Genomic DNA, 14,801 nt, shown 5'->3' on the forward strand with positions numbered 1-14,801 from the left:
TTGAAAATTAAAAATTAAAAATTAAAATGGATTCAATATTTAATTTAAAAGGAAAAATTGCATTAATAACAGGCGGTGCTGGTGTTCTGGGAAGCCGATTTGCAAATGTTTTGGCACAGCAAGGCGTTATTGTCGGAATCGTTTCTCAATCTTTAGAAAAAGCCGAAAATACAGTAAAAGACATTGAAGCAAATGGCGGAAAAAGTTTTGCTGTTCAAGCCAATGTTTTAAATAAAGAAGAAGTAGAAAAAGCAAGAGATTTTATCGTTGAAAAATACGGGCGTCTTGATATTTTGATCAATGCTGCAGGCGGAAATATGCCAGGCGCAACCATTCAGCCAGATCAAGCCATTTATGATATGAAAAGCGATGATCTGCAAAAAGTTATCGATTTGAATATTATCGGAACGATGCTTCCAACTCAAGTTTTTGCTGAACTTTTTGCAAAACAGAAATCAGGAAATATCATCAACATTTCATCGGCATCGGCACAAAGACCTTTAACGAGAGTTGTGGGGTATTCTGCTTCTAAAGCTGCTATTGATAATTTCACGCAATGGATGGCGGTTGAATTGGCTCAAAAATATGGCGAAGGACTTCGCGTAAACGCTATTTCTCCTGGATTTTTTATTGGCGAACAAAACCGTGCTTTACTGTTAACCCCAGAAGGAAAACTAACTCCGAGAGGCGAAAAAATTATAGATCACACGCCAATGGGAAGATTCGGAACTCCAGAAGATATTGATGGTGCGCTTTTATTTTTATGCAGCGACATGTCAAAATTCGTAACAGGAACAATCTTAAAAGTTGACGGCGGATTTGCGGCAACAAGCATTTAAAAACTAACTCACAAAACAACATAATACAAAATGGAACAAACATTAAGATGGTTCGGACCAAATGACCCTGTTTCTTTACAAGATATTAAACAAACTGGAGCAACCGGAATTGTAACAGCTTTACACCACATTCCAAACGGAGAGGTTTGGAGCATTGACGAAATCATTAAACGAAAAGTTGAAATCGAGCATGAAGATGGCGATCCAAAAAAAGGTGCTTCAGGATTAACTTGGTCGGTTGTAGAAAGTATTCCGGTTCACGAAGACATTAAAAAGCAGACTGGAAATTATTTGCAATACATTGAAAATTACAAAGAAAGCATCAGAAATCTGGCTTTGTGCGGCATTAAATGCGTTTGCTATAACTTTATGCCTGTTTTAGATTGGTCAAGAACCGATTTATCTTATACAGTTGAAGACGGTTCTAAAGCCTTACGTTTTGACATCAATGCTTTTGCTGCTTTTGAATTGTTTATTTTGAAAAGACCAGGCGCAGAAAACGAATATTCTGAAGAGCAGAAGCAAAAAGCAAAAAGCTATTTTGAAGCCATGACTCCAGAAGATAAAATCAAATTACAGCAAAATATTTTGGCTGGACTTCCGGGTGCAGAAGAAGCTTACACGGTTGAAGATTTTCTTGTGACTTTAAGCGCTTACAATCATATTGACAGACAGACTTTAAAGAATAATCTTTTTCACTTTTTAAAAGAAATTATTCCTGTTGCTGAAAGTAAGGGCGTATTGATGGCGATTCATCCAGACGATCCACCCTACCCGATTTTAGGTTTGCCTAGAGTGGTTAGTACAGAAGAGGATTTGATTGAATTAATGAACGCTGCTCCGTCAAAATCAAACGGATTTACAATGTGTACAGGTTCATACGGTGTTAGAGCTGATAATGATTTGCCTGGAATTGTGAGACGTCATGGCGATAAAATGAATTTTATCCATTTGAGAAGCACGCAACGCGATGAAGAAGGAAGCTTTTACGAAGCAAACCATTTAGAAGGCGATGTTGATATGTACGAAGTTGTAAAAGCAATTTTAGAAGTTGAAAAAAGAAACAACAACACTTTGCCAATGCGTCCTGATCACGGACATCAAATGCTCGATGATTTAAAGAAAAAAACAAATCCGGGTTATTCTGCAATTGGCCGTTTAAGAGGCTTGGCAGAACTACGCGGACTTGAAATAGGGATCAAACGATCTTTATAATTTGTTTTGCCACAAAGGCACTAAGGCTCGAAGTTTTTTTAAGCCACAGATTAAAAGGATTTTTTACGCAGATTTGGCAGATTATAGAAGATTTTATTATGATAAATATCTGCGCATATCTGCTTAAATCTTTTAAAAATCTGCGTGAAACAAAAAAAACTTTGCGACTTCGCGACTTTACGAGACTAAAACAAAAAGCTTAAAAAATCTTCGAGCCTTAGTGCCTTCGTGGCAAAAACAAAAACAAACTAACTAACCACAAAAACCACAAAACCATGATTCGCCAAGCCATTCTTATATCCTGTGGCTTTTTTATAAACTCAATACTGGCGCAGGAAATACCCAAAATTTTAACTTCAAAAACCGATTATCTGCCTGATTTTAGTTATGCAGGATATCGCTTTGGCGAAAGTCAGATTCCTGAAGCTAACGGAAAAATTATAAATGCAGTTGATTTTGGCGTAAAAGCAAATGACAATTTAGACGATTCAAAAGCACTTTTAAAAGCTTTTAAAGCTGCCAATGCTGTAGAAGGAAATGTAATTCTGCAATTGCCTGAGGGACGCATTATTTTAAGTGAAATTATTTATATCGAAAGAAGCAATTTTGTACTACGAGGCGCTGGTTCTGCTGAAAACGGAACCGAAATCTATTGCCCAAGACCCATGATGTACCTTAAAGATTCGGATGTTTTGGCTGAGCTTCGTGAATACCTAACTACTTTCGACAAAAGACAGCGTGAACCAGAAAATAATATCGACTTGCCTTTTTCACAATATGCATGGTCAGGCGGTTTTATTTGGACTCAGGTTCCGGGTGAACGCGTAAAATCATATTTGGATAAATACGAACCAGAATCTAATCCGTTGGCGAAAGTAAGTTCCGGCAAAATGGGCGAACATGTTATTACGGTTTCTGATGTAAAAGGATTGAAAGTTGGCGATGTTGTCGAATTGCAATTGTTTAATAAAGATGGTGAAAATGGCGAAATCATAAAAGATTTATATCAGGGAGCTAAAGTAAAACCGGGTTCGCATCATTGGAAATTTCCAAAACTTCCAATTGTGAGACAACAGGTAGAAATCACTAAAATTTCGGGTTCCAAAATCACTTTAAAAACGCCTTTAACCATTGCTATAAAACCGAGCTATCAGGCGCAATTGGTAGAATGGAAACATTTAAACGAAGTCGGAATTGAGCATCTTCGCTTTACTTTTCCTGATATTCCTAGAGTGGCGCACCATGTTGAGCCTGGAAATAATGGTATTTTCTTAACTCGATTGTTCAATAGCTGGGTTAAAGATGTAAAAATCACTAATGCTGACAGCGGAATTTTAGCCGAAGAAGTATCCAATATAACCATTCAGAATATTACGACAGACGGACCACATTTAGCACATTACACTGTTACTTTAGGCGGTGTGCATAATGTTTTGGTTAAGAATCTGAAAATTTATAATTCGGCTGTTCATCCGCTTAGTTTCAACACTTTTGCAACTAAAAATATATATCAGGACTGCGAAATATTTACAGATCCTGTTTTAGACCAGCATTCCGGAGCTAATCATCAGAATTTATTTGATAATATCACGGTTCATTTAAAAGCCGATAAAAATAATAGTTATGCCATTTTTGGAGGTGGGGGCGCCGATTACTGGAAACCTTCTCATGGACCTTTCAGTACTTTTTGGAATCTTAATGTTCTAGTAGAAAATCCAGATGCCTCAAAACCCGTTTTATTGTACGGAATGAAAGATGGCGCTTTTGCCAGAATCATTGGTGTTCACGGAAATGCAAAATTTGAAATTAAATACGACGTCGATCCTTATATTGAATTTTTGAATACGCCAATTGAGAAGATTCCTTCTTTGTATGATTATCAATTACAAAAACGCTTGAAATAGGTACAAAGGCTCAAAGGTACAAAGGTGCAAAGTTTTTCTTTGCTTGACCTTTGAACCTCTGCTCCTTTGCAACTTTGAACCTAAAAAATTAACCGCTATGAAACTTAAAATAGCTTTTCTTGCAATTGTCTTTGTTTTCGGGAATTTGTTTTCCCAAAATAAATATCGTCTTAAAAATATTTCAACAACCGACGGACTTTCGCAGAGTTCTGTCATTGCCATTCATCAGGATAAGTTTGGGCAGATGTGGTTTGGCACACGCGATGGTCTGAATAAATATGATGGAAGCCGTTTTACTATTTTTAGGAACGATCCCGCAGATAAATTTTCGATTAGCAACAATGATATCTTAGTGATTGACGAAGACAATTCAGGAAAAATCTGGGTAGGAACTTATAATGGTCTAAACTGTTATGATCCCGTTTCAAACCGTTTTACGAGATATCTTCACACCAAAGCCAATCATACAATTGGCAATAATGCGGTTTGGAGCATTAGGGAAATTGGGGGCGAAATGTGGTTTGGAACATCAAAAGGATTAACCATTTACAACAAAAAATCAGGACTGTTTACATCTGTCTTTCATTCAGATGATGATCCTTCTAGCCTTCCAAGTAACAATATTCTCAGCATTCTAAAAACCAAAGAAGGCGAAATCTGGATTGGAACCACAAAAGGTTTATGCAAGCTGACCAATCGAATGAATGGAAAACTATTCTTCAAAAATTATCCATTAAATGCTACCGATTTATTAAACGTTCAATCTGTAGTTGAAGAAAAAGACGGCAGTTTATGGGTTGGAACAAAAAACAAAGGGCTTCTGAAATTCAATCCGAAAGAGAAAGCTTTTGTTTCTTTTTTATCAGCCGAAAAATACCACGAAATCAATACTGATATTCGATCTTTAGTAATTGACGGTCAAGGTTCTTTGTGGATTGGCGCTTACGACGGAATTTATATTTTAGGAAAAGACAAAAGTCTGCAGAAAATCAATAATAGCAATAACGCTAACGGAATCGACAAAGTAAAGTCGGTTTTTATGGATAAAAAGGGTTCTGTCTGGATTGGCTGTTATTATAAAGGTGTGAATCTTTGGGATATTTCGAATGTCAATTTCTCTAATTACAATCAGAATTCGAAAAAGATTCCGATGAGTTTTGATGTCGTGAGTTCTATAATTGCCGATAAAAACCAAAACGTATATTTTGGAACTGAAGGTGGCGGAATTACAATTTACAACAGAAATAATGAATCTGTAAGTTACATTAACAGTAAAACTGGGCAAACCAATAAAAATGACATCAAAGCCATGTGCCTTTCTGATGATCATATTTTATGGATTGGAACTTTTTCGAAAGGATTATCAGCTTATAATACTGCGTCAAAAAGAATTGAAGACAACAGAATTGCTTCTGATTTGAGTGACTTACTAAAAGATAGCGGTGTTTATACGCTCAAAACTGAAGGTTCAATTTTATGGATTGGAACTTTTGGAAAAGGCTTAATTCGTTACAACACAATTAGCAAAACTTTTGATGTAATTGGAAATGATAACACTAAACCTGTTTTCCTTACCAACAATATACTTCGCGCCATTTTGGTCGATAAACAAAATTTTCTTTGGGTTGGAACTCAAAACGGACTCAATCGCATTCCGCTTCGAAATTTCAATCCGCAGAAATACTCCATTCAGCATTTCTTTTACGATCATTCGAATTTGTCTGGAGATGATATTCTGACTTTGTTTCAAGATTCGCAAAACAAAATTTGGGTAGGAACAAAAGCAAAAGGATTGCATTATTTTGATGGAAAAAAATTCAATCCAATCAATCTTAGAATCGGAAACACCGTTATTACTTCTATTCATTCCATTTTAGAAGATGATGATAAAAATCTTTGGATCAGCACCAATCAGGGAATTATAAAATACAATACAATTAAAAAATCGGTTGCTATTTATGATCAGAAAGATGGTTTGGCAAGCAATGAATTCAATGATAATTCGGCTTTAAGATTAAATTCAAATCAGTTTTATTTCGGAAGCCCTTCTGGAGCAACATTTTTTGATGCTACAAAGATTTCCTTAAATAAATATGCTCCGCAAGTCTTAATTACCGATTTGAAAATTAAAAACGAAACGGTAAATGCGCACGATAAAGACGGAATTTTAGAACAAAGCATTGGTTTTACCAAAACGATTACTTTGGATTATGATAAGGCCAATTTCTCTATAAGTTTTGCGATTCCAAATTATATTCGATCAAAAAATAATCAATACAGTTATCGTTTAACAGGCTTAGAAAACAACTGGACAACAACTAAAAACAGTGAAGCCAATTTTGCAATCCAGAATCCTGGAACTTATACATTTGAAGTGCGCGGCGCCAATAATGACGGCGTTTGGAATCAGAATCCAACCACGCTGACTGTTATCGTGAATCCTGCTCCGTGGCGAAGCATTTGGGCGTTTATGTTGTACGGAATTGTAATTGGTTTAGGTCTTTACGGTTTAATCTGGATTATGAAATCGAAAGCCAGACTGAAACAAAAACTTGAACTGGAATATCTGGAAACACAACGAATTGAAGAAAACAACAAATTAAAATTGGATTTCTTTACCAATATTTCACATGAGTTTAGAACGCCTTTAACTTTAATTTTAGGCCCGTTACAGCAAATTTTAGCTGATTATAACGGAACTAACGAAATGTATAAAAAGCTTTTGGTGATTGAAAGTAGCGCCAATCATTTGTTGAGCCTAATTAACCGTTTAATGGATTTCAGAAAATTGGAAAATCATCAAGTGGAGTTAGAATCTGCTAATGGAAACATTGTCAAGTTTACCAAAGAAATCTTTTTGTCTTTTATTGAATATGCCAAAGACGGCGGTTACGATTATGAGTTTGAAACTGAGAACGAAGAAATTCTGGTTTACTTTGACCGATATAAACTAGAACGTGTCTTTTATAATCTGATTTCGAATGCTTTCAGATATACTCCAAAAGGCGGTTTGATTAAGGTTAAAATTAATCACGATCAGCAGAATCTGTTTATTGCAGTTGAAGATTCGGGAGTAGGAATCTCAGAAGAACATATCGATAAAATCTTTGATTTGTTTTTTGAAGTTCCAACACACAATCAGGTTCAGAAAAACTATAACAAAGGAACTGGAATCGGGCTTTCGATTGTAAAAAACATTGTTGAGCTTCATAAAGGAAAAATCGATGTTACCAATAAACCAACTGGAGGGGTAATTTTTAAAGTTACTTTACCGCTTGGCCGCGAACATCTTTTGGACAGCGAAATTATTCCTGATTTTAAAATCAGTGATGACATTGAGCAATATCAAGCGCAATTGGAACCTTCAGAAGTTATCGAAAATGAAGATATCGAAGACTTAATTGTAAACGAAGAAAAGCAGACAATTTTGATTGTTGAAGATCATAAAGTCTTGAGAAAGTTCATGAAAAACCTTCTTAAAAAAGACTACAACATTATTGAAGCCGAAAATGGTAAAATTGCTTTAGAAAAAGCGTTGAAATTTGTGCCTAATTTGATTATTAGTGACGTTATTATGCCAGAAATGGTGGGAACTGAATTGTGTTCGAAAATAAAAGAAAACATCAAAACGAGCCATATTCCAGTTATTTTACTGACTTCTAGATCTTCATTGGTTTACAAATTTGAAGGATTAGAAAGCGGTGCCGATGATTACATTAGCAAACCATTCAATTTAATGGAATTCAGGCTTCGCGTTAAAAACCTTCTTAACACAACGGAACGCTTAAAAATCAAGTTTTCAAGCGAAGACAGTTTTATTCCGTCAGAAATCACAGTTTCTTCATTGGATGAAGAATTATTGAAAAAAGCATTCAAAATTGTAGAAGAAAATATTTCTAACGAACAATTTGATATTCCGTTCTTCTGTTCAGAATTAGGCGTAAGCCGAACTATGTTGTTTCTAAAAATCAAGGCGTGGACAAATTGTACACCAAACGAATTTATTCATGAAATTAGATTAAAGCGTGCGGCTCAACTATTAGAACAAAATAAATTGACTGTTTCTGAAATCAGTTATAAAGTCGGCTTCAACAATCCGAAATACTTTAGCAAATGTTTCCAGAAAAAGTACGGAGAGACTCCGTCACAATACGCCGACAAATTTTACGAAAAAAGCTTCTGATGTATTCCTGCAAGGTTTTCAAAACCTTGTAGGTATTATTCAATACTTGCCAATCACTAACACTGCCACTATTTAGACCTACAAGGTTTTGAAAACCTTGCAGGATTAACTATCATAAATTTTAAAAACCTAGCATTTTAAAGGGATTAAAAAGGGGATCTGTATTTTTAGACACCCTTTTTTGTATTTCTATATCGTTTTTGGCATATACATTTGCGATATGAAAATCAAAAAAACCGGCTTCTTATTGCTGCAGATTTTATTTGTCATTCTAATCATCGGAATGAGTTTATTGCTTTTCTACTTTATCTAACTTATTAACCCTAAAACCAAAAAATGAATGTGTACAAACCACAAAAACAAATCGTTTAAATGGTGTTTGCTGGTATCTTTTTTACTGGTAAATATCGTGATGCACGCACAAGAACGAAAAGTGACTGGAAAAATAACCTCCAGTGAAGATTTACTTGGACTTCCTGGTGCCAATGTTTATATTAAAAATTCTTCTGTAGGCGCTTCTGCCGATATGGACGGAAATTATACTGTAATTGTAGGAGAGAAAAATGCTATTTTAGTTTTCAATTTCGTCGGATTTCAGACTGTTGAAGTTCCAGTTGGAACAAAAAATGTTATCAATGTAAGTTTAAAACCAGATACAAAAGCACTAGACGAAGTTATTGTAGTAGGTTACGGAACTCGTAAAAAGAGCGATATTACAGGATCTGTATCTTCTGTTACAGCAAAAGAGCTTACTGCATACCCAGTTTTAAGTGCAGAACAAGCTTTGCAAGGTCGTGCCGCGGGTGTTTCGGTTATGACCAATAACGGTGGTGAACCTGGAGCTCCTGTAAAAATCAGGGTTCGTGGAGGAACATCTATCAATGCAAGTGGAGATGCTCTGGTTGTTGTGGATGGATTTGCAGGCGCTTCTATGCCAGCACCGCAAGACATTGCTTCTATCGAGGTATTAAAAGATGCTTCTGCAACTGCCATTTACGGATCTAGAGGTTCTAACGGGGTTATTATGGTAACAACCAAAAAAGGAAAACCTGGAAAACCTGTAATTGAGTTTAGCAATTCGACTTCTGTTCAATCGATAAACAACAAATTGCATTTATTAAATGCAGATCAGTTTGCGGCTTACAGAAAAAGCTTTACAACACACACTCAAGGTCCAGCAAATACAGATTGGCAAGATGTAATTTATCGCGACGGAATGATTTCGAATACACAATTGTCTTTCTCTGGCGGAGCTGAAAATGTGAGATATTATGTTTCTGGAACATACTTCAACCAAAACGGAGTTGTAATCAATTCAGGTATTGACAAATATACGATCGTAGGAAACCTTGAAGCCGATTTATCTCCAAAATTTAAAGTAGGTTTAAACACTTTTACAAGCAAACAAAACAAAGAAGGAATTGTGAGCCAGACCAGCGCTGGAGGAACGGGTGCTGCAGGTGTAATTGCATCGGCTTATCGTTTTATGCCAGATAAAGGAATTTACAATGCTGACGGAACTTATACAACGACTGCTCCAATCGGAGATGATATTGACAATCCGTATGCTACAGCAATGGAAAACATTTTGGAAACCGTTTCTGTTACAAGCAGAAACAATTTCTTTGCTCAATATCAAATCACAAAAGATCTTGATTTTAAAACTACTTTAGGTTTAACTGATAGTAATTCGCAAACAGGAAGATTTATTCCTTCAACATTAATTGCAGGAAAAAATATTAAAGGAGAAGCTTCTGTAAACAATACTAGATTCTCTTCTTTCTTAACAGAGAATTATTTGACTTTTAAACGTGAAATTATCGATAGAGGAATTCTAACGGTTTTAGGAGGATATTCATACCAAAAAAACAAAAATGAAAATTCGTATGCGGCTTCAAGAGGATTTTTGACGAATACCAATTCGTATAGAAATTTAGGCGCTGGAACGGTGTTCTTAAAACCAGATTCTGGTTTATCTGAAACGGAATTAATCTCTGCTTTCGGAAGGTTAAATTTTGATTATGCCGATAAATATTTACTAACGTTTACAGCAAGACGAGATGGTTCTTCAAGTTTTAGTAAAAATTATAAATATGGAACTTTCCCTTCTGGAGCAATTGGATGGAACATTAGTAAAGAGAATTTCTTAAAAGACAACAAAACGATTTCGAACTTAAAATTAAGAGCAAGTTACGGAGCAACAGGAAATCCTTCAATTGGTGCCTACTCTACCCTTTCTAGATTTTCTGAAATCTATTATGTAAGCGGTGACGTAATTACCAATGCGGTTCAGCTGACTTCATTAGACAATCCGAACTTAAAATGGGAAACGTCTTATCAGCAGGATTATGGTATTGATTTAGGTTTGTTTGATAACAGAATCAGTATTACAGCAGATTATTATAAAACAATCACTAAAGATTTATTGTTCAATAGACCGCTTCCTGGAATTTCTGGAATTGCTTCACAGCTTCAAAACGTAGGTGAATTGGAAAATAAAGGCTGGGAATTAGGTATTAACTCTAGAAACTTTATTGGTGCAGATTTCACTTGGTCAACAAACTTTAATATTTCTTCAAACAAAAACAAAGTATTAAAACTAGCCGATAATAAAGATCTTTTAATCAACTCTGCTCCTGGGCATTTCTTAGCAACTGAATCTCAAATTTTAAGAGTTGGACAGCCAGTTGGATCTTTCTTCGGGTTCATTTATGATGGCGTTATTCAGCAGGGAGAAACTGTATTGCCAGGAAACTTTGAAACTGCTCCAGGAGGAGAGAAATTCAGAGATTATAACGGTGACGGAAAACTAGATTCTCAGGATAAAACGATTATCGGAAATCCGAATCCAGATTTCATCTTCGGATTCAACAATGATTTCACTTATAAAAATCTTGATTTGAATATTTTCTTCCAAGGTTCACAAGGAGGTCAAATCTTAAACTATACTTTGATGGAACTGGCTTCTGGAAACAACAATGCCACAACTGAAGTTTTAGACGCATGGACTCCAACTAATACCGATACAAATGTTCCTGCAAATGCGGCAAGAACTAAAAGAATCACGTCAAGATTTGTTTATGATGGAAGTTATATCCGTTTAAAAAACGTCTCTATCGGATACAGTTTAGATGAAAAAATTGTTTCTAAAATGGGCTTAAGTAAAGTTCGTTTTTACATCAGTGCGCAAAACCTTTGGACTATCACAGATTATCCGGGTACAGATCCTGAAACGAACTACTTAAACGACACGAACTCAAGAAGTAATACCAATTTAGGATTGGATTACGGAGGATATCCAAACGTAAGAACGTTTACAGCAGGATTCAATTTAAAATTTTAATCTAATAACCTCTTTGGGTCTATTAATTAAACACATAGAAACATAGATTTTATGTGCGAAGAAAGAATACAAAAAGAAACATTGTTTCTAACACATAGCTTTCTATGTGTATTTTAAATAAGTGAAACGCCTTTTTACGAGTTTGAAATCTATGTTGCTATGTGTTAAAATTAATTACATCCAATTAGCTCTAATAAAAATACTATGAAAAAATATATAGCTTTTCTTTGTCTCGGAACAATGGCGTTTTTTAGCTGTTCTGATCTGGAAGAAAAACCAGTAGGGATTATTCGTCCAGAGAACTTTTTCAATAATACAGACGATTTGCAGGCTGCTGTAAACGGAGCTTTTGCCAACATTGGCCACAATAATTATTGGGGAAGAGAATTCACAATTGCCTTGATGCTTCGTGACGACATGTCTGATATCGGCGATAGAACAACTCAGGCCGCACGTATTGACGTAAACGACATGTCTATGAACGATACCAATGCGCTTGTAGCTAATTTTTGGCCTCAGTCGTATGTTATTATAACGGCGGCAAATCAAGCGATTGAAGGTGCTAAGAAAACACCTGGAGATCCGGCAAAAGTTAACGCCATTGTTGCACAGGCTTATTTTGCAAGAGCATTTGCCTATTATCATTTAGTGCGTCTTTTTGGCGATATTCCATACGTAGATTTTGTTGTCAATGATGTATCACAAGTAAATTCTTTAAGCAAAACAAAAGAAGCTGACGTTTACCCAAAAATTATTGCCGATTTGGAATTTGCTAAACAATGGCTGGATGACAAACCAAAAGTAAAAGCTGTTCCAGGAAAAGGGACTGCGGCAGGTTATTTAGCTTCTGTTTACTTGACTTTAGGAAATTTTCAAAAAGCGTATGATGAAGCAAAATTTGTTATTACAAACGAAGCAAAATTTGGTTTAGGTCTTGATGCTGATTTTCAGGATTTATTCAACGCTACGAAAGCATCTTCGTTAAAAGAGCCATTATTTACAATCGACTTTAACAACTTGACTTCAGGAAATTATGGTCAAGATTATACCGCATTTTTTACAGGATCACTAAAAGATGACAGTTACAGTTATGGACAAGGTTTCTCAGTTGCTGTTCCGTCATTAAAAGTATTCAATACATGGGATCAGAGAGATTACAGAAGAGCAGTAAGTTTTGATACCATTATCAGAAAGAAAACGGGTCCAGGCGGATCGCTGCAAGTTTATCCATCAAGCGATAATGAAAAAGCGCCACGTCCGCATATTGCAAAATATTTCCGTTTTCCGGGAAAAGCTGGTGCAAACGGAAGAACTTCTCAGCACAATTACATCACGATGCGTTTTGCAGAAGTTTTATTGACTGCAGCTGAAGCTTTAAACGAAATTAATCCGGGAACAACTGAGGCTGATGGTTATGTAAATCGTGTTCGTGCAAGAGCGAGAAACAAAGCAGGAAAACTGGTTTCTTTCCCTGCCAACGTAACTCCAGGATTATCTCAGGCTGATTTCAGAAAAATGGTTATTAACGAAAGAAGATTAGAATTGGCTTTTGAATATGTGAGATGGTACGACATTAAAAGGCTTAAAATTGGACCAGAAGTATTTGGACCAAACGGTTTAGAGCCACATGCGAATTTTGATCCAAACAGAGATTATTTATGGCCATTGCCAGGAACAGAATTGGCTATTAATCCGAATCTAAAACCAAATAACCCTGGTTATTAATTTAGTAGAATAATAATTGAACGCGAATGAAACGGATTCGCTATCGCGAAAACACTGATTGAAACGGATTTTTTAATCAAGTCGTGTATAATTAGGTTTCACGCAGATTTAAAAAGATTTAAGCTAATTAAAATTGATTAAAAAAATCTGCTTTATCTGCCATAATCTTTTTTAAATCTGCGTGAAATAAAAAAAAACCGTGCAAAATCAATTCCCGATAGCTATCGGGATCGCAATAATGAATCCGTAGAATCCGCGTCTAACATTTTAGTATAGAAACTAAAAATAAAGATTAATTAGTAATATGAATAAAATTAGTTTCATTTTGATCCTGGGATTTGCATCGCTTGCAACAGCATGCAAATCTGGGATTAATCCTCAAACAAAAAGTACAGCAGAAACCAATAATCTACTCGAAACGCGTTACAAAATGCTACTCGATTATCCGGTAGATTCTATGACGATGCCAAGAAGCATGAATATTAAAACTCTTGAGATTCGCAAAGTGCCTTCAAGAGACTGGACAAGCGGTTTTTTTGCTGGAAATCTTTGGCAATTGTACCGATTGACAGGCGATTCAAAATATAAAGAACAAGCTCAAAAATGGACTCCTTTCAGCAAAAAGGAAAGTGTCAACAGCAATTCGCATGACGTAGGTTTTAAAGTGTTTTGCAGTTTTGGAGAAGCCCTAAAAGTGGAAAACAAAAAAGAATACGAAGCCGTAATTGTAAAAGGTGCTGAAACTTTATGCACAAGATTTAATCCAAAAGTGGGCTCCATTCGTTCTTGGGATTTCAACAAAGAAATCTGGGATTATCCTGTAATCATTGATAACATGATGAATCTGGAATTGCTATTTGAAGCCTCAAAAATATCTGGAAATCCAAAATATCGTGATATTGCGATAAAGCATGCTAATACGACTTTAAAAAATCAGTTTAGAGAAGACAACTCTTGTTATCACGTTATCGATTATAACCCGAATACAGGTGAAGTTAGAAAGAAAACAACGCTTCAAGGATATAATGACGATTCGGTTTGGGCGCGCGGTCAAGGATGGGCTGTTTATGGTTTTACAATGTCTTATCGTTACACAAAAGACTCAGCCTATTTAAAACAAGCCGAAGCGACTGCAAAGTTTTTTATGACGAATAAAAATCTGCCAGAAGACGGAATTCCGTATTGGGATTTTAAAGATCCTGGCATTCCAAATGCAGCGCGAGATGTTTCTGCCGCAATGGTAATGGCTTCTGCTTTATACGAATTGTACGGTTATACAAAAAATAATAGTTATTTGGCTTTCGCCGATAAGCTAATGGCTTCGGTGCAGACGGACAACTATATTTTGGATGCCAAAATTAAAGCGCCTTTCTTATTTGATCACAGCACAGGAAACTGGCCAAAACACGACGAAATTGATGAACCAATAATTTACGCCGATTATTATTTTCTAGAAGCATTAATAAAGGAGCAAAGGCTCAAAGGTTCAAAGTAACAAAGGTTTTGAATCTTTGAACCTTTGAGCCAGAAAAGCCTTTGAACCTTTGTAACTATGAACCTTTGTAACTATGAATAAAACGAATAAAACTTTT

General features: G+C 35.7%; 7 protein-coding genes. All 7 read left to right on the forward strand.

The annotated features are described in order from the left end of the window. Positions 1 to 26: 26 nt before the first annotated feature. The 7 genes from ABXT06_RS10115 (at position 27) to ABXT06_RS10145 (ending at position 14,704) form a co-directional block, all read left to right on the forward strand. Entirely contained in the window at positions 27 to 839 is an 813-nt protein-coding gene (locus tag ABXT06_RS10115) for an SDR family oxidoreductase (RefSeq protein WP_354590654.1), read from the forward strand. Between the two features lie 30 nt (positions 840 to 869). Then, on the forward strand, positions 870 to 2,054 hold the full coding sequence (gene uxuA, locus ABXT06_RS10120) for a mannonate dehydratase (RefSeq protein ID WP_354590655.1): 1,185 nt from the start codon (positions 870 to 872) through the stop codon (positions 2,052 to 2,054). A gap of 275 nt (positions 2,055 to 2,329) precedes the next feature. After that, positions 2,330 to 3,958, forward strand: coding sequence for a hypothetical protein (locus tag ABXT06_RS10125; protein ID WP_354590656.1), 1,629 nt, complete (start codon positions 2,330 to 2,332; stop codon positions 3,956 to 3,958). A 97-nt stretch (positions 3,959 to 4,055) separates the two neighbouring features. Beyond that, positions 4,056 to 8,141, forward strand: a complete 4,086-nt coding sequence (locus ABXT06_RS10130) for a two-component regulator propeller domain-containing protein (protein ID WP_354590657.1) — start codon at positions 4,056 to 4,058, stop codon at positions 8,139 to 8,141. Positions 8,142 to 8,481: 340 nt separating this feature from the next. Further along, positions 8,482 to 11,484: a SusC/RagA family TonB-linked outer membrane protein gene (locus tag ABXT06_RS10135; protein WP_354590658.1), complete on the forward strand. Its 3,003-nt coding sequence runs from the start codon at positions 8,482 to 8,484 to the stop codon at positions 11,482 to 11,484. A 204-nt stretch (positions 11,485 to 11,688) separates the two neighbouring features. Next, complete coding sequence (locus tag ABXT06_RS10140; RefSeq protein ID WP_354590659.1) at positions 11,689 to 13,209, forward strand: RagB/SusD family nutrient uptake outer membrane protein; 1,521 nt, start codon at positions 11,689 to 11,691, stop codon at positions 13,207 to 13,209. A 304-nt stretch (positions 13,210 to 13,513) separates the two neighbouring features. Then, positions 13,514 to 14,704 carry a glycoside hydrolase family 88 protein gene (locus ABXT06_RS10145; protein WP_354590660.1) on the forward strand — a complete coding sequence of 397 codons (1,191 nt, stop codon included), beginning with the start codon at positions 13,514 to 13,516 and terminating at the stop codon, positions 14,702 to 14,704. Positions 14,705 to 14,801: the final 97 nt, after the last annotated feature.

Source organism: Flavobacterium sp. UW10123 (assembly GCF_040538975.1).
GTDB lineage: Bacteria > Bacteroidota > Bacteroidia > Flavobacteriales > Flavobacteriaceae > Flavobacterium.

Coding starts and splice junctions, on each gene's coding strand:
- ABXT06_RS10140 (WP_354590659.1), top strand. CDS start 11,689: ATGAAAAAATATATAGCTTTTCTTTGTCTCGGAACAATGGCGTTTTTT.
- ABXT06_RS10115 (WP_354590654.1), top strand. CDS start 27: ATGGATTCAATATTTAATTTAAAAGGAAAAATTGCATTAATAACAGGC.
- ABXT06_RS10135 (WP_354590658.1), top strand. CDS start 8,482: ATGTGTACAAACCACAAAAACAAATCGTTTAAATGGTGTTTGCTGGTA.
- ABXT06_RS10130 (WP_354590657.1), top strand. CDS start 4,056: ATGAAACTTAAAATAGCTTTTCTTGCAATTGTCTTTGTTTTCGGGAAT.
- ABXT06_RS10125 (WP_354590656.1), top strand. CDS start 2,330: ATGATTCGCCAAGCCATTCTTATATCCTGTGGCTTTTTTATAAACTCA.
- ABXT06_RS10145 (WP_354590660.1), top strand. CDS start 13,514: ATGAATAAAATTAGTTTCATTTTGATCCTGGGATTTGCATCGCTTGCA.
- uxuA (WP_354590655.1), top strand. CDS start 870: ATGGAACAAACATTAAGATGGTTCGGACCAAATGACCCTGTTTCTTTA.